The organism is Streptomyces sp. NPDC000878, assembly GCF_053599695.1.
Map to the genome: position 1 here is coordinate 39,332 of NZ_JBSFMT010000051.1, position 18,108 is coordinate 57,439.

At 67.8% G+C, this 18,108-nt stretch carries 16 protein-coding genes; all 16 read left to right on the forward strand.

What is annotated here, in order from left to right; genetic code table 11:
• The first annotated feature begins 12 nt into the window (after positions 1-12).
• The 16 genes from fxlM to ACWDR4_RS34025 all read left to right on the forward strand — a co-directional run bounded on the left by fxlM (position 13) and on the right by ACWDR4_RS34025 (position 18,032).
• Positions 13-2,094, forward strand: coding sequence for a methyltransferase, FxLD system (fxlM, locus tag ACWDR4_RS33950; protein WP_450414097.1), 2,082 nt, complete (start codon positions 13-15; stop codon positions 2,092-2,094).
• Between the two features lie 114 nt (positions 2,095-2,208).
• Entirely contained in the window at positions 2,209-3,330 is a 1,122-nt protein-coding gene (locus tag ACWDR4_RS33955; protein WP_450414099.1) for a hypothetical protein, read from the forward strand.
• A 41-nt stretch (positions 3,331-3,371) separates the two neighbouring features.
• The gene (locus ACWDR4_RS33960; RefSeq protein ID WP_450414101.1) at positions 3,372-3,806 is read left to right on the forward strand and encodes a DUF6093 family protein; all 435 of its coding nucleotides are present in this window, start codon (positions 3,372-3,374) and stop codon (positions 3,804-3,806) included.
• A 4-nt stretch (positions 3,807-3,810) separates the two neighbouring features.
• On the forward strand, positions 3,811-4,218 hold the full coding sequence (locus tag ACWDR4_RS33965; protein ID WP_257542483.1) for a DUF6093 family protein: 408 nt from the start codon (positions 3,811-3,813) through the stop codon (positions 4,216-4,218).
• Entirely contained in the window at positions 4,215-4,649 is a 435-nt protein-coding gene (locus tag ACWDR4_RS33970) for a hypothetical protein (protein WP_450414103.1), read from the forward strand. The genes ACWDR4_RS33965 and ACWDR4_RS33970 overlap by 4 nt, the downstream gene beginning before the upstream one ends.
• Complete coding sequence (locus ACWDR4_RS33975) at positions 4,609-5,052, forward strand: hypothetical protein (protein WP_450414105.1); 444 nt, start codon at positions 4,609-4,611, stop codon at positions 5,050-5,052. The genes ACWDR4_RS33970 and ACWDR4_RS33975 overlap by 41 nt, the downstream gene beginning before the upstream one ends.
• The gene (locus ACWDR4_RS33980; RefSeq protein WP_450414106.1) at positions 5,049-5,294 is read left to right on the forward strand and encodes a hypothetical protein; all 246 of its coding nucleotides are present in this window, start codon (positions 5,049-5,051) and stop codon (positions 5,292-5,294) included. The genes ACWDR4_RS33975 and ACWDR4_RS33980 overlap by 4 nt, the downstream gene beginning before the upstream one ends.
• Entirely contained in the window at positions 5,291-5,728 is a 438-nt protein-coding gene (locus ACWDR4_RS33985; protein ID WP_450414107.1) for a hypothetical protein, read from the forward strand. Before ACWDR4_RS33980 ends, ACWDR4_RS33985 begins: the two co-directional genes overlap by 4 nt.
• Positions 5,729-5,864: 136 nt before the next feature.
• A complete protein-coding gene (locus tag ACWDR4_RS33990; RefSeq protein WP_450414108.1) occupies positions 5,865-6,341 on the forward strand; it encodes a phage tail tube protein in 477 nt (158 codons plus the stop codon).
• A gap of 17 nt (positions 6,342-6,358) precedes the next feature.
• Positions 6,359-6,937 carry a hypothetical protein gene (locus tag ACWDR4_RS33995; protein ID WP_450414110.1) on the forward strand — a complete coding sequence of 193 codons (579 nt, stop codon included), beginning with the start codon at positions 6,359-6,361 and terminating at the stop codon, positions 6,935-6,937.
• Positions 6,938-6,963: 26 nt separating this feature from the next.
• The gene (locus tag ACWDR4_RS34000; RefSeq protein ID WP_234481477.1) at positions 6,964-7,266 is read left to right on the forward strand and encodes a hypothetical protein; all 303 of its coding nucleotides are present in this window, start codon (positions 6,964-6,966) and stop codon (positions 7,264-7,266) included.
• Between the two features lie 3 nt (positions 7,267-7,269).
• On the forward strand, positions 7,270-12,090 hold the full coding sequence (locus ACWDR4_RS34005) for a phage tail tape measure protein (protein WP_450414112.1): 4,821 nt from the start codon (positions 7,270-7,272) through the stop codon (positions 12,088-12,090).
• The gene (locus ACWDR4_RS34010; RefSeq protein WP_450414114.1) at positions 12,090-12,986 is read left to right on the forward strand and encodes a phage distal tail protein; all 897 of its coding nucleotides are present in this window, start codon (positions 12,090-12,092) and stop codon (positions 12,984-12,986) included. The genes ACWDR4_RS34005 and ACWDR4_RS34010 overlap by 1 nt, the downstream gene beginning before the upstream one ends.
• 16 nt (positions 12,987-13,002) lie before the next feature.
• Entirely contained in the window at positions 13,003-13,932 is a 930-nt protein-coding gene (locus ACWDR4_RS34015) for a hypothetical protein (protein WP_450414116.1), read from the forward strand.
• Between the two features lie 54 nt (positions 13,933-13,986).
• A complete protein-coding gene (locus ACWDR4_RS34020; RefSeq protein ID WP_450414118.1) occupies positions 13,987-15,090 on the forward strand; it encodes a hypothetical protein in 1,104 nt (367 codons plus the stop codon).
• On the forward strand, positions 15,087-18,032 hold the full coding sequence (locus tag ACWDR4_RS34025) for a hypothetical protein (RefSeq protein ID WP_450414120.1): 2,946 nt from the start codon (positions 15,087-15,089) through the stop codon (positions 18,030-18,032). Before ACWDR4_RS34020 ends, ACWDR4_RS34025 begins: the two co-directional genes overlap by 4 nt.
• The last annotated feature ends 76 nt before the right edge of the window (positions 18,033-18,108 follow it).

An 18,108-nucleotide genomic window follows, 5' to 3' on the forward strand; every position in this document is an offset into this window, starting at 1 on the left:
AGGACCACCGCCATGCTCCCGGACCCCTGGCAGCAGCACAACATCACTTTCACCGACCGAGAGATCGGCAAGCGCGCCATCACCGAACGCCTCGGCCCTGCCCTGCGCACAGCCGAAGAAGACGGCCAGCTCACCGACTGGTGGTTCATGAACAAGCAGCCATGGCGGCTGCGATACCGCGCCCCCGAACCATCCCCGCTCATCGAGTTGCTGCTGAACGACCTCGTCAACGACGGCACAGCAACGTCGTGTGCACACGAAATCTACGAACCGGAGACCGACGCCTTCGGCGGTACACAGGCCATGGACGCCGCCCACGACCTGTTCCATCAGGACAGCCGTCATCTGCTGAGCTACCAGCCCGACCCTGGACGGCTGGGCCGCCGGGAGACCTCCGTACTCCTGATCAGCACCCTGATGCGGGCCGCCAGACTCGACTGGTTCGAGCAAGGCGACGTATGGGCGAAAGCCTCCGGGTTCCGGTCGGCTGCCCAACCCTTTGCTCCGGAACGGGCCACCTCCCTGACTGCGGCGATGCAGAAGCTGATGACGGCCGACGCCCACAGTCTGTGCCGTCCGAGCGGACCGCTCGAAGGGCAAACCGATTGGGTCACCGCCTTCGAGCAGGCCGGGACGACGCTCGCCCGGCTTGCCGCCGACGGCCATCTCACCCGCGGTCTGCGAGCCGTCATCGCACACCACCTGATCTTCCACGCCAACCGCGCAGGTCTCCCCTCCGGAGACCAAAGGGCCATGTTCAACTTCGCAAGAGAGGCAGTCATGGGATCGAGTGACAACACCGCGTCGCCCGCCGACGGTGCGTCCGAAACCACTAGCGTCGAGGCGGTGAACACCGACACGATCACCACCTCGGACGCCGAGGCCACCCGGCTCCGCAACGCCCTGGTCGACCACGTCCGCGCGGCCGGATATGCCCGCGCCGCCTCCGTCGAGACTGCGCTACGCACCGTCCCCCGGCACCTGTTCGTGCCCGACGCCTCGCTCGAAGACGCCTACGCCAACGTGCCGGTCAACATCAAGTACGACACCGACGGCACGACGATCTCCTGCGCCTCCCAGCCCGGAATCGTCGCCCTCATGCTCGACCAGCTGGAGGTTCAGCCCGGCGAACGCATCCTCGAACTCGGCGCCGGCACCGGCTACAACGCGGGCCTGCTCGCCCACCTGGTGGGCGAGAGCGGTCACGTCACCACCATCGACGTGGACGACGACCTCGTGGAAGGAGCCCGAGCGCACCTCGACGCGGCCGGGTTCACCAACGTTCAGGCCCTGACCCGCGACGGCGCCGTCGGCCACGCCGAGGGCGCCCCGTACGACCGGATCATCGCCACCGTCGGCGCACACGGCGTCCCACACGCCTGGATGCAGCAACTCGCCACCGGCGGAAGGCTCGTCGTGCCCCAGCGCCTCAAGGGCAGCGTGTCCCGATCCATCGCCTACGAACAGCGCGACGGCCGTTGGACGAGCGTCAGCAGCAAGATGAACACCTTCATGCCGCTGCGCCGGGGTATCGCCGACGACGACCGCCGTGTCATCCCGCTCAGCACGGACGGCACCGTGCGCCTCCAGGCACCCGCCGGACAGCACTTCGACGGCGACGCGCTGGCCGGCGTGCTGGAGAAGTCGCGCACCGAGGAGTGGACCGGGATGACGGTCCAGGCCATGGAGTCGCCCGAGTGGATGGAGCTGTTCGTGTCCTGCTCCCTGCCCGGCGGCCTGATCAGGATGCTGTTCCCGAAGGAAGCCAAGGGGACCGTCCTCACAAAGGACCCCTACCCCTCCTCCACCGCGGCCGTCGACCAGGGCGCCATCACCTACCTTGCCCGCCGTCTCTCGGACAGGAAGACCCCCGAGGGCGGCAAGCTCTGGGAGTTCGGCGTCATCGGCCACGGCCCCGGCAGCGACAAGCTGACCACGAAGGTCGCCGACGCGATCCGTGCATGGGACCGCGAGTACCGCGGTCGTGAGGCCACCTTCGAGATCCAACCCCTCGACGCCCCGGCGATCGAGCAGCGCCCCGGACTCTTCGCCCTCGACACCCCGCTCAACCGCATCGTCGTCGACTGGCAGTGACAACGACCCGTACAGACAACCGCTCATGAACGAGGGGCGGTGCTCGTCGGCCACTCCGACCGGTACCGCCCCGCGCGTTCACCCGCCATCGTGCCAACGCCGCCCGGGGGGACCATGGATCCGCACGGCCCAATAGCAAGGCGCTTCCCACTCATCGCCCGCTTCCGCCCCGCCTGCCTGCCACTACCCGACCGTGTGCGCTCCCTTACCGAGTTGGCAGAAAGAGCCGCCGAACGGAGCGACCAGGGATTGGCCTCCACCATTTTCAACCAGACGGCGCTCGTCGCCTCCGATCTCGGCCTTCCGGATCTCGCCCGATCGATCTGCCATCGGCACGCCAACGCCTATATGAGCGCAGGCCCCCTACCTGCCATGAGCGCCATCCGTGGGCTGGAGCCTCTGGTCAACCTCGCCCGCTTGCAGATCCGCGCCGGCCGGACCGACGACGGGCGCCAGCGACTACTGGACCTGTACGAGGCTGTCGGGGCAGCCACCGCTGTGTCCTTCGAAGGCATCACGGTTCCAGCCGACATCACCGCGACTGCTGACGACCAGCAAGAGGTGCGGGCATGGCTATGGCGCGTGCTCCTCGCGGACGGCACACGGACCCTCACCACCACGGGGCGATGGGACGATGCGTTGGCTCACATCGAACGGCACCGGGGCGTGGGCACCAGGATGTTGGACGGCCGCCAGGTCGCCGTCATCGCAGCTCTCACCGCCGGCCAGACCAGCCGCGCTGACGAACTGCTCGCCGCTACGGCACCAGGTGAGCCATGGGAACAGGTTGTCACCACGTGCCTGACGGCCCTGTGCCACCGCGACACGCACCAACCAGCCAGCGACTCGGTGGAGTCCTTGACGAACCTCTACCTGAACTACGAGGCGAAGCCGGGTACGACCGTCTTCGATGTCCGACTCGGCCTCACCGTTCTGGACGTCGTCGGATCAGCTGAACGCCCTGAAGCCCGTCTTCTCGCTGACAACCTCGTTCGGCGAACGACAGAGGCACGCAATGGATACGCGGCTCGCGAGATCTTGGCCCACCCGCTGTTCGGCGTACTCGGGAAGGACGCACAACGACAGGACTGTGAGGATCTACTCCGGAGCTGCGCTCTCGACTCGGGGGCACTACCGGACGCGTTGCACCGCGACCTCGCGGCTGCTCTGGACACCGGCGAGAAAGCACTCAGCCTCTCATTGACAGCGAAGGAACTGGGCAGCCCAACGTCGTGATGCCGACCTGGGTGTCAGTGCCGTCTCGTAGGCTGATCATCATGACAACACCAGCCGGGGGGCTGCCGCTTGAAGCTGCCCGCCGGATGGTGGAGACACGTCTCCTCGCCGACACGGTGCGGTTCTTCCTGCCTGGCGAGCCTTACATCGACCCTGACACCCTCCAGGAAGTTCCCGGGGAGCCCACGATCATCTGGGAAGGGGCAGGGGCGATCCAGCCCGACCGTTCCCCCGACGTGACCGTGCGCCTCAACGACGGCACGGGTACGCCCGTCGCCACCTCCGGCCGATACCGCATGCTCACCCCGGTCGACGCGCCCGTCGCGAAGGGCGAGCACTCGGTGACGCTCACGGCCTCCGGGGACGCCGACGCGGTCGGCAGGATTTGGGAAGTCGACAGCGTGGAGCGCAGCAGTACCCCCGTGGTCCGGGTGACGTGGTTGACCTACGACTCCTCCGCGAACGACGGGAGCTGACCCGATGCCCACGTACGACACGACGACGAGACAGGCTGAGTTGGAGGCCCTGATGGTGGACACGGTCCGCATCAGCCGCCCCAGAACGGGCGGTGACGGTGCCTCGTCGCCCGACACCGTGTACGAGGGGCCCGGTGCTCTGCTGTCGACTCACGGACAGCTCCTTGTCACCCAGATTCTCGGCGTCGACTGGGCCGGGGAATCGGCTGCCTGGTACCAGCTCCTGACGCCCCTGGCCTCCCCGCCAGCAGAGCCCGGCGACCACGTCACCGTGGTTGCGGCGGCCAACGAGACAGCCGCGTTCGAGGGACGGACCTGGTACGCCGAGGCGCGCACACAGGCATCGACGTGGGAACTCGCGCGAGTGACGCGCCTTGATGAGCAGGGCGGAACGCTGGGGCAGGGCCTGTGACCGAGATGCGATACGACGAACCGGTGCCGGTAAGAGTCGCGGCCGATGCACGACACGCTCGCGTGGAGGTCAACGGCCGAGACGTCACACGTGATGTACGCGGCTACCAACTCATGCAGGAGGCCGGCCAGGCACCCCAGCTCCTCGTGCAACTCGCCCCCTGGGCTGGCGTCGAGTGGGAAGGCGTGGCACGTGTCGTCGTCGGTTCGCCGCCGGACCCGGGACCCGCGGCTGCTGCCTTCCTGGCGGCGATCGACGGGCGGGAACTGGAGAAGGCGACGCTCGCTCGTCATGATCTACTGGACGGACAGCCACACGAGTTCAGCAGAGCCATGCTGGCTGTACTGATCGAAATGGTGCGCGGGGACTGGGCCGGATGGGAGCCAGCCGATGCCGTCACCCCTGAACCCGCACCCGAACGCGCACCCTGAATCCGGGGCCTACTCCAACGCCGTGCAGATCGCCGCCGCCTTCGAGCGGCGAGCCGCCCTCACCCTGCCGATGGCGGTCTCCGTGGTGCGGCACTACACGATGCTGCTGGAGACCCGCGTCAAGGCTCACGCCTCTGGGCGCCCGGGCCCGAACGCGCCGACCGGTGACTATCGCAGATCGTGGACGCGCACCGTCCTGGTAGCCGGCAGCACCGTCATCGGCACCACCGGCACCAACAAGCCCCAGGCCAGACGTCTGGAGTATGGATTCGTCGGCGAAGACTCCCTGGGGAGGCGCTACAACCAGCGCCCGTACCCGCACGTCGGCCCGGCCATCGAAGAGGTTCGCCCGCTGTTCCTGGCGGCCATGGATGACATCGCCGCGAGCGGGGGCGACGCGTGAGCAACACCTTCACCACCGACCTCCACCAGGCCGTTGCGGACGTCTGCCAGCGGCACGAGTTCGGACTGCTATCTCGGCTGATGCTGATAGCCGAAGTCGTCGAAGAGAACGGCGAATTGGGCCTACTGATCGGCACCTCGCCGAAGGACATGCCGCGTTGGGATCGGGTTGGTCTCCTCCAATTCGCGCTGACGGATCTCGCCACCCCGAGCGTGGACTCTGACGAAGGGGATGAGCTGTGACGGTGGACGGGCGAGTGGTGGCGCTCGGCACGCAGGCCACCATCGTCAGCGGGACCGCCCGGTCTTGTGGACTGGGCGCAATTCCTCTGTCCACGGCGACTCCCACCGGATCCGCCCTGCCGTACACCGTGCTCTACGACCTCGGACAGACCCCGTCCGGAGCCCCGTTCGGCGACCCCGCCTCAGAGGCTGCCGTGCTCCTGCAAGTCACCAGCTACGCCTCCACCGCCGATATCGCCCTGGCAACCGCGGACAAGGTGCGACGGGCCTTCCTTCAGCGCAACGCGGCCGATACGGACTGGGCGTTCCCGATCACCCTGACCGGCTACAAGGTCATCGGACGGGAATCCGATCGGGAGGACGGTCTTGGACTGTCGGGGAGCAACTACAGTTATGTGCAGCGGTTCAAGCTGCACGTGAGTACCAGCAGCTGACCAAGACCGCTCCTTACCGCGAAGGAACCGCGCGGACGCTCAGCCACCCGGCTCGGGCCGTATCCCCTATATGGGGACCGGCCCGCCGGCAGGCGCTCTCCCCTGGGTACGGTCCCCGGAGAGCGAGACCCTCCCCGTGTCTAACCGCTTCATGCGGCGCGGTGTCACGAAGTTCTTCTTCCTCGACACCATCACCGCGAAGACCTTCATCCCCATCCGCGCTGAACTGACCAGCGCCACCGACCTGTCGCCGACGATCTCCGACGTCGAGGGCTTCGCCCTGGAGAACACGCCGATCGACACCCCGGACATGGCGTCCGAGTTCACCAGCAACATCGCCGGTGAGGACAAGGCCGACAACTCCTCGCTCACGTTCTACGAGGACAAGGTCGACTCCACCCTGGAAACCCTGTTGTCGAAGGGCGTCGAGGGCTTCGTGGTGATCCTCCGCAAGGGCGATGTCGTCGGCTCGAAGTCGATGGACATCTTCCCGGTACGGGTCGGCGCCCGCTCGGCGACGTACACCACGGCGACCGAGCCCGCCAAGTTCAAGGTGTCCTTCAACATCACCGCCAAGCCGGTCCAGGACGCCGCCGTCCCGGCCGCAGCCTGACCGGCAGGGGGCACCGTATGACCACAACCTTCGAACCCCCGGCAGCCGCGGTGGCGCGGGACGCGCACTGGGCGGCGAAGATGGCCCGCCTCCGCGCCCGCCGACTTCCAGAGCGGACGGTGTCGTTCATCGACGATCCCGTGCTCAAGCAGACCGTCACCGATACCGCCCTCGGTCTGGCGAAAGCCCGAGCCGCGGCGATCTCGAACGCGATCGAGCGCGGCGTCTCGGAGGCGGACCGCGAGACCTGGGTGGACGGACAACCCACCGTGCTGGCCGCGCAGGGGGCCCTCACCCAGGCGCAGACGGTACTGGAGGAAGGGACGCTGAAGCTGACCTTCCGAGGGCTGCCCCGCCCGGAGTGGGAGCAGCTCTTGCGCGAGCATCCGCCAACCGAGACACAGGCCGATCTCGGGCACGAGTACAACGTCGAGTCGTTCCCCGCAGCACTGATCGGGGCCTGCTCCGTCGACGGCATGAGCGTCGACGAAGCACAAGAACTCCTCGACACATGGTCGGACGCCGACGCGAAGGCCTTGTTCACCACAGCCCTGCTCGTCAACCAGACCATGAGGGCTGACCTGGGAAAAGGCTGACGACCGACCCAGGATTCCGGGCGGAGATGGAGCTGTGCCACGCCTACGGGATCCCGCACTCCCAATTCACCGGCGCCGGGGACGGCCGGTGGAGCGCGCTGGACCGGGCCAAGGCGCTCGCGTACCTCGCCTACCAGCGCAGCGTCTGCCGGGAGTGCGGGACCAGGCACGCCGAGTGGGACGAGGAAGCCGGTGGGGACCGGTTTGCCTACGTCGCCGAGCCGGTGCGCTGCCCGGGGTGCGAGCTGATCGAGATGGAGCGGGAGCACATACCGCAGGGGGCTGAAGGGCGCGGGTTGAAGATCGGGCTACAGCCCAGGAAGAAGTAGCCGATGGCCGGCGCGTACAACCTGTACGTCAACCTGCTCGCCACCACCGGTGGTCTCTCCACAGGCCTACGGCAAGGAGCCGCCCAGCTCCGCGCCTTCGACGGCCAACTCGACGCTACCAACGGCCGGTTGAACCGGGTCCAAGCGGCGGCGCAGAATTTGGCCCGCATCCAAGCGGCTGCGTCCGCGCAGATCGTGGCCTCCCAGTCGCGCGCGACGCAGGCCGTGCAGCGGGCTACGACCGCTCAGCAGAACGCCGCCCGTGCCCAAGGGATCGCTGCCCGTACGGCGGCCCGCGCCGAGCGGGCCCGCGTCGCCGAACTCGCGACGGGGGAGAGGGCGGCGCGGAGCCAGGCCCTCGCCCAGCGGATGGCCGACCGGGCAGCAACCACCACCGGCCGCGGCGCTGCCGCAGCTGCCCGTACGGCCGCTGCCGCCCAGACGGCGGCAGCCCGCGCCACACAAGACCACGCCCAGGCACAGGCCCGCGCCGCGTCCGCTCAGCAGACCGCGGCCCGAGCCAGCAGCCTCGTCGCGACTGCCGAGACCCGCGCCCGCTCCGCAGTCACCCTGCGCGATGAGGCGCAGTCCACGGCTGGCCGAACGGCGCAGACAGCCGCCCGTCAGACCGCCCGCGCCGAAGCGCAACTTGCGGCGGCCCGCAACGCACAGGCCGCGTCACTGGCACAGAACGGTCTGCTCATAGGCGCCGCGCTCGGCGTCGGTGTCGCGCAGGCGATCCAGCTGGAGAGAGCCATGGCGAACGTCATGACGATCTCCCAGCAGATCAACTCGGACAACGTCTCCGCGTTCACTGACCAGATTGTGGAGCTGTCCACGCGGCTGCCGCAGACCGCCGAACAGCTCGCCGACGGCCTCTACCAGGTCGTCTCGACCGGCTTCGACGGCTCCGAGGCCATGCAGATTCTCGAAGTCGCGGCCCGGGGCGCATCGGCCGGCCTCACCACGACCGAGACGTCCGCGAGGGCCCTGCTGGGCGTGATGAAGGCGTACGGACTGGAGGCCAGCCAGGCCAACGACGTCATGGACGTGATGTTCCAGACCGTCAACCTCGGCGTCATCAGCTACGAGGAACTCGCACAGCAGCTCGGCGACGTCGTGCCGATGGCCGCAGCAGCAGGCGTCGAGTTCGACGACATGTCGGCGGCACTCGCGGCCATCACACTGTCCGGCATCCCGGCCGCCGAGGCAGTCACGGCGCTGAACATGCTGCTCACCCGCGTGATGAAGCCGACGCAGGACCTGCGGCAGGCGGTCAAGGACCTCGGCTACGAGTCGGCGGCATCCGCAGTGGAGCAGGACGGGCTGTATGTCGTCGTCAACAAGCTCAACGGCGCGGCCGGGAACACCGCCGAGGGCATCGCCAACATGTGGAAGGACATCCGCGCCACTCGGGCTGCCCTCGCACTCGCGGCGGCAGGAGGCCAGAACTACGCCGACACGTACGCGGACATCGCGAACGAGGTGGCGCGCGCTGAGGCCACGCAGAAGGCCTACGCGATCCAGACGGACACCGTGTCCGGCCAGTGGGCGATCTTCGCGAACCAGGCGCGGGCGCTCGGCATCGACATCGGGCGGGCCCTGCTGCCCGCGCTCAAGGCCATCGGCACCGTCCTCCACACCGTCGTGGGCGCAGTCAACGATCTCCCTGCCCCGATGAAGACCGCGCTGGCCGTGACCCTCGCGTCCTCCGCCGCGCTACTCCTCCTGCGCGGCGCGTACACCAAGGTGACCGCCCAGGTCGCAGCGTTCCGCGCAGCCCAGGCAGCCGCAGCCGCCGGCGGAGCGACAATGCCCGCCGTCCTCGCCGGGGCAGGACTGGCCGTCACCGGCCTCCTCGGCGTACTCACGCTCGGCATCGCCGGATACGCCGCCTACACCGCGTCCAAGCAGCGGGCAAAAGACGCCACCGAAGAACTCGTGAAAGCCCTCAAAGAAGAGCGAGACGAGGGCACGACCGGCGTCGGGATCCGTGAACTCGTCGACCAGCTCACCGAAGACGGAGCCCTGGACGACCTGGAGAAGGTCGGCGTCACCGCCACGGAAGCGATCGACGCCATCACCGCTGGAGGCGGGAAACTCGCCGCTCTCAAGGCCCGCCTCGACCAGGACTCCTTCGAGTTCAACGTGAAGGTCCGCGCCGGCGAGGAGTCCGCGAACGACCTGACGAGGTGGTCGCGGGCGAAGAAGATCCTCGAGGAGCGGCACAAGGTGTGGTCGAACGCCGTCAAGAAGGAAGCCGAACTCGCCGAACAGCAGGCCATCGTGGAGGCCCGCATCAAGCAGCAGGCCAAGGCCAGCGGCGGCCTCTTCGACCTGTTCAGCCTCGCCGACATCGACAAGACCGGCGCGGCGAAGATCACCGACGAGATGAAGGCGCTCGGGGACGCGGTCGGCGACGCCGTGAACCCGTCTCAGGCCTTCCGAGACGCGCAGACCGCCGCCGCTGAGGCGATGCGCAAGGCAGGCAAGGACGCCGACAACGCCAAGGTCAAGCTGTCGGGCTACATGGAGGAGCTGCGCAAACAGCTGGAAGCACAGCGCGCTTTCCAGGGAAATCTGTCCGAGCTCGCCGTACAGGGATACGACGATCTAGCCGGCCACTTCGCTGAGCTCGGCGTGGACGCGGCGCCCATGCTGGACGAACTCGTCCGACAGCTGAAGGACGGCAAGACCAAGGTCGCGGACGAGTTGCGCGCCATCGTCACCGAGGACGCAGAGCGGTCAACGGAGGCCTACAAGCTGGGCCTTGAGAAGACGGCGCAGGTCACAGAGCAGTACGGCAAGAAGATCGGCCGCGCCTGGGCGAAGGCCTCCGAACGCAACGACCCCGTCGCGTTCCAGGAAGTCACGGAACAGATGGCCATGGTCGACCTCGGCGACGCGGTCGAGAAGTCCGTGGGCAAGGCGAACGACAAGTTCGAACGCGGCCTCGGCCTGCTCGCAGACGTAGCCAAACGGAAGGGGCAGGACGCCGCCACCGCGTTCCAAGACGCCCTGCTGTCCGGAGATACCGAGCGCGCGATGGACAGCCTCAAGGCCATTTGGGGCTCCGACGTACCCATCTCGGCCCCCGATCTGTCGGCTGTAGTTGCCGCGTTCGGGAAGGCAGGCAATGACGCCCACGCCGAATGGTCCGGCGCACTGGAACTAATCCGACAGGTCGCGGCGACGAAGGGAACCGAAGCCGCGTCCGCTCTCACCAGCGCCCTGCTGTCCGGCGACATGGCGGCCGTACAGCAGCAGTTGGACGCGATCGGCGTCTCGGTGACGAACATCCCCGGGTCCAAGTCCGTCACCGTGACCGTCAGCGCCACGCCACCCGCCCCGGTCCTCGTGCCGCTGATCTACCAGCGGCAGGCGACCTCGTGGGACAAGGACGCCAACGGAGTTCCCGACTCGATCCAGGCGCCGAGTAAACAAGCCAACGGTTCCATCCTGGAGTTCTACGCCGACGGCGGTGTCCGCGAAGATCACGTCGCCCAGATCGCCCGGCAGGGAACCTGGCGTGTCTGGGCGGAGGAAGCCGCGGGCCCCGAGGCGTACATCCCGCTCGCTCACAACAAGCGGACCCGGTCCCGCGCGATCACCGAGCAAGTCGTACGACGCCTCGGCGGCAAGGGCGTCGAGTGGTACGCCGACGGCGGGCTGAGCGGCTGGTCGTACAGCCCGTCCACGACCTCGGAGCTGGTGTCGGTCTCCTCGATCCGCTCCGACTCCATGCGCACGGTGAAGAAGAAAGGCAAGGAGATCGAGGTCTTCGACCTGAAGCTGTTTGAGAAGAACCTCGATAAGGCGGTGAAGAAGGCCCAGAAGTGGCGCAAGGACCTCGCCACCGTCGCCCGCCGTGCCGGGCAGGACGTGGCCGATGCCCTGGAGGCGATGGGAGAGGACGGAGTCGAACTCACCCACAAGATGGCCACCGGCAGCTCCAAGTACATCGCGGAGATGACGAAGGACCTGGAGAAGCTGGGACTCGTCGTACGGGCCACCCTCTCCGACTACACGACCCAACTCCAGCAGGCCGTCAAGGACCAGGCCGCCTTCGAGAAGAACCTGTCCAAGCTCGCCGCCATGGGGTACGGCGACCTCGCGACGATGCTCGCCGAGCAGGGGGACGAAGACGCCGAGGACCTGGCCGCCGAGGCCGTCAAGTCACCGAGCAAGGCAAAGAAGGCCAACAGCCAGGCGAAGGCCGCCTCCAAGGCAGTTCCCGACGAGGACCTGCCCGACCTCGTCGCGATCATCTCCGCCATCACCTCCAGCAAGGTCGGCATCCACGCCGTCGCCGAGAAGACCGAGCTGGACGAGGACCGCATCATCGAGGTAGCCACCCTCGGCCGCACCCGTATCAAGGACGCCCGCGGCTCCAAGGCTGGCCGGTTCCTCAGCGACCTGGACAAGGCGTCCAAGGGACTGGCCTACCTCCACGGCGGCATCCTCACCCCGGGCATCTACGCCACCTCGAACGGGATCGTGCGGTTTGCCGAGCCCGCCACCGGCGGCGAAGCGTTCCTGCCCCTCGGCACCGACAAGAGGACCTCGGCGACCGCGGTCCTCAAGGACGTCGCCCACCGCTTCGGCTACACCCTCACCCCCAGCGGAGTCACCGGCCCGATGCCCCTCGTGGACGCTCGGCCGGCGAGCGCCGTGCAAGTCGTCGTCGTACGCGAACAGCCCGCCGCGCTGGTCGGCTCCATGCCGATCACCGTCACCGGTGGCGCGGACGCGAAAGCCGCCGACCGCGTCGGCACGGAGATCATGCGGCGCCTGCGGAACGCCCAGCGAGGAGGGCGTCTCTGATGGCGACGATCAGCCAAGAGTGGCAAATTGACTTTGCAGGTGTCCTCTTGGGCCCCGGAACGCGATACCCCGTCGGCGACATCACGGGCTTCGGAACGCCCAAAGTCCGCTCCCAGGACGTCGAGTTGCCGACCGAGGATGGTGCGTTCCCCGGTGTGGACTACTACGGCACGCAGACGGTGACCATCGAGGCCGGCATCCGGACACCGGGTGATCCGGCCGCCGCTGCCGATGCCCTGGCTGACCTGAAGCGTGCTGCGTCGGACCCCACGACGCGCAAGACCGCAGGGGCTTTGCAGACGCTTCGTGTGTTCTGGCCGGGCCGTGCCGGACCCAAGCGCGTGCTGGGAAGGATTCGCGACGTCGAGCCGGTGTCCATGGCACAGGCTATCTACGGCTGGATTCCGTTGAACCTGGTGTTCGAAGTGACCGACCCGGTATGGCAGGGAGAGCCCGAACAGCAGGTCACCCTTCCCCTCGCACGCGGCGACGACGGAGGGTTCACCGCTCCGGTGACCGCGCCGATCACGACCGGCGTATCCAATCCTGTGGAGCGTCCCGGGTGGGCGACCAACGCTGGCGACTTGCCCGCCTGGCCCTCCCTGAAGATCAAGGGCCCGGTCGTGAACCCCCGCATCTGGATCACGGAGACAGGCCGTGGCCTCGACCTGGCGCTGACGCTCGGCGAGAGCGACACCCTCCAGATTGACACGCGCCCCGGAACGCGCTGGGTCCTGCGCAACGGCGGCAACGTCGCAACGGCCCTGTCCGCTGCATCACGCCTGGACCTGTTCCAGATCCCGCCCGGAACGAGCGAAGTCCGGTGGACCGGCGCGGACTACACCAACTCCACCCGCCTTGCGGTCTCGTGGCGCGACGCCTACACCGCCCTGTAAAGGAGAGCACTCTCAGATGGCACTGATCCAGCCGCCGATGCTGACGCACGGCGGCACCCACCCTGCACGCGCCTTCCGAATGATGGTGCGAGACCTCGCGTCCGGCAACCAGGGCGTGACCGAAGGCAACGACTTGAAGGTCAGACAGTGGTCCACCCCCGGTGCCGGCGTTCGCGTCGGCGACGGCTCGGCCGTCGTGTCGGGAGCCGCGTGGGGCCAGGGCTCCTACACCCAGTACAACGTGGGCGACGCCATCGTCCCGATCGCTCCCACCGGCTCCTCAGCCCGATCCGACCTCGTATGCCTGCGGGTTGAGGACCCGGAGTACGAAGGCAACCGCGATCCGGCGGCCGACGACATCGGCTACTTCCACATCGTCTCCGGCGTCTCCGCGACCGCGAAGGCAGTCCCGTCCGGCATGACGGCGATCCCGCTGGCACGCCTCGACATCCCGGCGAACACGGCCACCATCACCAATGCCATGGTCACGGACCTGCGGCTGATCGCGAACCCCCGACGCGTGCGGACGTTGTACACCGCCTACCCCAGCGCGCTGAACCGGCTGGTCGCGCAGAACGGCCAGTGGTACAACTGGCCGGCCGCCGCCCGCTGGAAGGTCCCGATCCCGAGCTGGGCGACGAGCGCCAAGTTGCTGGTCACTCTTGCGGGCCTGCGCCTTTCGGAATCCGACGTGTTCGCCAACATGCAGACCTCCTTGGGCACCGACACAGGGCAGACCACCGCCATCGATGACGACCAGGGCGCCAACATTCGCCGCAACACCGTCGTCCTCGCCGACACCATCACCCTCTCGGCGGCCCTGCGCGGCACAACCCAGGAGCTCTTCGTGCGCACCCAGCCTTCCAAATCCGAGTGGGGCAACCTCGGCGTAGACTCCGCGACTTCCCTGATCGCCGACGTGGAGTTCACCGAAGGCGTCATCTGACTCGACACCGGCACCACCACACCACGGCGCGGGGGAGAAGCAGGAACGCGCCTGATGGCGTCGCCGTCGTACCGCTACCTCACCACCGACGCACTCACCAACAAGGTCCTCGCCTGGGACCTGCCCCTGACCGGCGTTGAGTTCGGGCCCGCACTGTCCGCGACCGGCAGCCTCACCGGCGCGGTCGAACCCCGCCTGGCCCACCTCGTCCGCTCCCAACTCGACCCCGGCAACACCAAGATCTACGCCGAGCGTGACGGGCGGCTGCTGTGGGGCGGCCTGATCTGGCGAGCCGATCCCCAGGGCCAGCAGCTCAACATCGAGGCATCCGGATGGGGTTCCTACCCCTACCGACGCTACGACCTTCACGGCCAGCTCAACGCACGCGGCCCTTACACCTACGCGGATCCCTGCAAGGTCATCCGCGACGTGTGGGCGTACTGCCAGGAGACCCCGGACGGCCAGCTCGGTATCCAGGTCGACGACATCACCTCGAAGGTCACCGTCGGGACGCCGGAGGACCCCTACCGAATCGACTGGTGGGACACCCCCTCGCTCGGTGACGTCGTCTCGGACATGGTCGCCGTCGAAGGCGGCCCCGAGTGGACCGAAGAAGCTGCTTGGCAGAACGGCACGCCGCAGGGCCGCGTCCGCATCGGTTGGCCCCGCCTCGGCCGCCGCCGCACGGACATCCACTTCGAGTCCGGCGTGAACGTCGTCAATGCAGTCCCTGTCGAGTACGACGCCGACAACCTGGCCCAGGTCGTCATCGCGCTCGGCGCCGGCGAGGGCCGCAACCGGCGCCGTGCCGTCGACGCCGTACGAGACGGTCGGCTGCGCCTGGAGCACCTGCTCGAAGTACCAGAGGAGAAGGCCAACGACCGGCTGACCGCACGCGCCCGTACGGAACGCATCTCCCGCCAGGTCATCGGCGAAGTCACCGAGATCACCGTCCACGACCACCCAGCGGCCCCCTTCGGTTCCTGGCAGATCGGCGACGACGTACGGGCCCGGGTCCACGACCAGTGGACCGACTTCGACGCCTGGTCCCGCATCGTCGGCTGGCAGATCCGGCCCGCCTCCGGCGACACACCCGAGCAGGCAGTCATCCAGCTCCAGCGCGCAGACCGCTTCACCTACGGGGGAGGCACCGCGTGAGCAGCGACATCACCCGACTGGCCGCCCGAGTCGCAGTCCTGGAACGGCAGCTGGCCCGCACCACCCGAACCGCCCGCATGGCGTACTCGTCCATCGAGGACGGCGCGATCGAGGTCTACGACCAGGACGGCACTCTGCGCGGCAGCATGGGCCTCCAGGACGACGGCACCGTCGGCTTCATCGCCCACAACGGGCCGCCGCCCCCCACCCCCACGCCGCCGACGGTTGAGCCGACGCTGTCCGGGCTGACGATCACCTGGCCGGGCACCTGGACAGACGCGGAGACGGCGCCCCTGGACCTGGCCGAAGTCCAGGTCCATATCGCCGCAACCGCCGACGCCGAGCCAGACACGGCCCGCCCCGTGGCCGCGTTCCAGACCACGGTCGGCGGCAGCGTCACCGTCGCCCTAGACACCTACGACACGGTGTGGGTGCGGCTGATCGCGGTCAACACCTCCGGCACAGCCGGAGAACCGTCGACCGCCGTATCCGGGCAGGCCCGCAAAGCGGTCCCGGACGACCTCGTCAACGCGATCATCGACGAGACCAAACTGGCACGCGGCGCGGTGACCGACGCAGCCCTCGCGCTCGGGGCCGTCAACTCGACGGCTCTCGCCGACGGCGCAGTGCTCGCAGCGAAACTCGCCGCCAACTCCGTCACGCTGGGCAAGCTCGCCAACGGTGCGGTGACCTTGAGCGCCCTCGGCGGTGCCCTGGCGGACTCCACCAGCCAGCGCCTGATCGACGCGATGGGCGAAGTCGCCGTCTGGCAGAGCACCGCGCAGGGCACGGGCGCCACCTGGAGCCATCTCTCCGGTGTCACAGACGCACCCACCGGCCAGACCGTCGGCGAGGCCCACGGCTTCATACGACTCCGTGGAACGACCCTCGTCCCCTACGAGCCTGGCGTCCTGTACCGCATCAGTGCTCGCGTCCGAGCCACGGCGCAGCTGCCCACAGCACCGGACTTGTTCTACGTCGGGGTTCTCGGCGTTGGCGCGGACAAGTCCACTCTCGTCAACCGAACCGGGGCCAACTCCTCTAACAGCCACTACTACGTGGCTGCTTCTGGGCGCTCGCTGCCGACAACGGACGGCTGGGTCACGGTTGTCGGCTACCTGAAGGACCGGGCGGCAACCGGCTCGGCTGGCACCAACAACGACCCGCGTGCGCCCGGGGCCGTACACGACTCTGTCCGCTACATCACCCCGTACCTGTGGCTGAACTACAGCTCGGAGAGCGTCTCCGGCTCCACCTCCGTCATGCAGGTCGATGCGGTCGCGATCGAGGCGCTGAAGACGGGGATCGTCGACGCCACCAATCTGGTGAGCGGATCGGTCACCGCGGCCGCGCTCGCGGCGGACTCGGTCATCGCTGGGAAGATCGCCGCCGACTCCGTTACGGGCCGAGAGATCGCCGCGAACTCGGTCACGGCCTCCGAGATCGCAGCCGCTTCGATCTCCACCGACAAGCTCATCGTCGCCGGTGGAACCAATGTGCTCAGCGACCCGAGTTTCGAGGGCGCCTACACCGCGGCGATAGCCAAGAACGAATGGTCTGTCGTCTCCGGCGGCAACGGCTCGGCGAAGGCGCTCCGTGTCGACGCCACAGCAACGACGGCCACCACCCGTGCGCTGACGCTCACGTCGCTGCCGATCCTGAGCGGTGACCAGCTGTACCTCGCCATCGACGCCAACGCGTCCTCGGACTGGACCGGTGGGGCGCTCAAGTATTACGCCCGCTGGTTGGACGGCACCGGCGCGACCCTCGGTTGGGGCGTAGCCCAGATCGATGCCCCAAACCGGGGCACTTGGCAGCGGCTCGCCGCGACGGTCACTGCGCCGGCGAACACGACGGCGGCCACGATCTGGGTGGAGTCGTACACGGGGACAGCCGGATCGGTTCTGTGGGACAACGCGGTTGTCCGGCCGTTGCTGACTGGGGTGCAGATCGCCGACGGAGCCATCACCGCGCCCAAGCTGCTGGCCGGATCTGTGACCGCCGAGAAGATCGCAGTCTTGGCCATCACGGCCGAGAAGATCGCAGCACTCGCCGTCACAACCGACAAGTTGAATGCCCTGTCGGTGACCGCCGACAAGATCGCGGTCAATGCGATTACCGCAACCAAGATCGCCGCAGGTGCGGTCGAGGCCACCCATATCAAGTCTGGGGCGATCACCGCAGAGAAGCTCGACGCGGATGCCATCAACGGCAAGACGATCAACGGCGCAGTGATCATCGGCAGCACCCTGCAAACCGCGGCGAGCGGGCAGAGGGTTGTGATCAGCCCGGGCAACGCCACCGCGGAGACCGGATCGATCGAGTTCTACTCGGGCAGTGCAGACGAGGCAGCCCCGGCAGAACTCAACACGGCGATCGCCTACGGCTCGCAAGGGTCCGTGAACTACGAGATCCCCAGCGTCTCCCTTACCGCCCCCCAAGTGAGCGGTACGACCCAGGAGACAGGTCTGTTCCTCCAGGGTGACATACCTGGCTATTCGGGAGCCGTGTTCAACCTCTACGCCAATGAGACAAGCGGCAAGGGAGTCGCGTACATCAACGGCTACGGGGCCGACACATCGGATGCAGGATCATCCATCGAACTGTATGTCCGCGACGCTCCGACCGCCTCCGCGGCGTCCCTCGCCAAGCTCACCTCGAGCGGCTTCAGCGTCTCCGGAGTACTCAAGGCCGGGAACATCGTTACCGGCCGCGTGGCCATCACTCCGAGTGCAGCGAACACGCCGACGTCGGTCACGATCACGGGATTGAACGTCAAGGGGAGCACCTTCCGGGCCGTCGCGACGCCATCAACATCCGTTCCCGGCACCTCAGTTACGGGCGTGGGAGTGACCAACGTGTCGGCGGCGGGTCTGACGGTCTGGCTGACGAGGACGAACACGACAAGCACAAACGTGGACTGGATGGTGATTGGAAGCTGATGGGAGACGTGGTCGAGGAGGAGTTTCCGCCTTCTGCAGAGTTCATTGCGGTGTGCCGTACGGAAGAGTGCCCAGT

Bases quoted from the DNA above. Each gene is read 5' to 3' on its own strand.
- ACWDR4_RS33995 (WP_450414110.1), top strand. From the start codon at position 6,359: ATGACCACAACCTTCGAACCCCCGGCAGCCGCGGTGGCGCGGGACGCG.
- ACWDR4_RS33955 (WP_450414099.1), top strand. From the start codon at position 2,209: ATGGATCCGCACGGCCCAATAGCAAGGCGCTTCCCACTCATCGCCCGC.
- fxlM (WP_450414097.1), top strand. From the start codon at position 13: ATGCTCCCGGACCCCTGGCAGCAGCACAACATCACTTTCACCGACCGA.
- ACWDR4_RS33960 (WP_450414101.1), top strand. From the start codon at position 3,372: ATGACAACACCAGCCGGGGGGCTGCCGCTTGAAGCTGCCCGCCGGATG.
- ACWDR4_RS34010 (WP_450414114.1), top strand. From the start codon at position 12,090: ATGGCGACGATCAGCCAAGAGTGGCAAATTGACTTTGCAGGTGTCCTC.
- ACWDR4_RS34005 (WP_450414112.1), top strand. From the start codon at position 7,270: ATGGCCGGCGCGTACAACCTGTACGTCAACCTGCTCGCCACCACCGGT.
- ACWDR4_RS33975 (WP_450414105.1), top strand. From the start codon at position 4,609: ATGCCGTCACCCCTGAACCCGCACCCGAACGCGCACCCTGAATCCGGG.
- ACWDR4_RS34015 (WP_450414116.1), top strand. From the start codon at position 13,003: ATGGCACTGATCCAGCCGCCGATGCTGACGCACGGCGGCACCCACCCT.
- ACWDR4_RS34020 (WP_450414118.1), top strand. From the start codon at position 13,987: ATGGCGTCGCCGTCGTACCGCTACCTCACCACCGACGCACTCACCAAC.
- ACWDR4_RS33965 (WP_257542483.1), top strand. From the start codon at position 3,811: ATGCCCACGTACGACACGACGACGAGACAGGCTGAGTTGGAGGCCCTG.
- ACWDR4_RS34000 (WP_234481477.1), top strand. From the start codon at position 6,964: ATGGAGCTGTGCCACGCCTACGGGATCCCGCACTCCCAATTCACCGGC.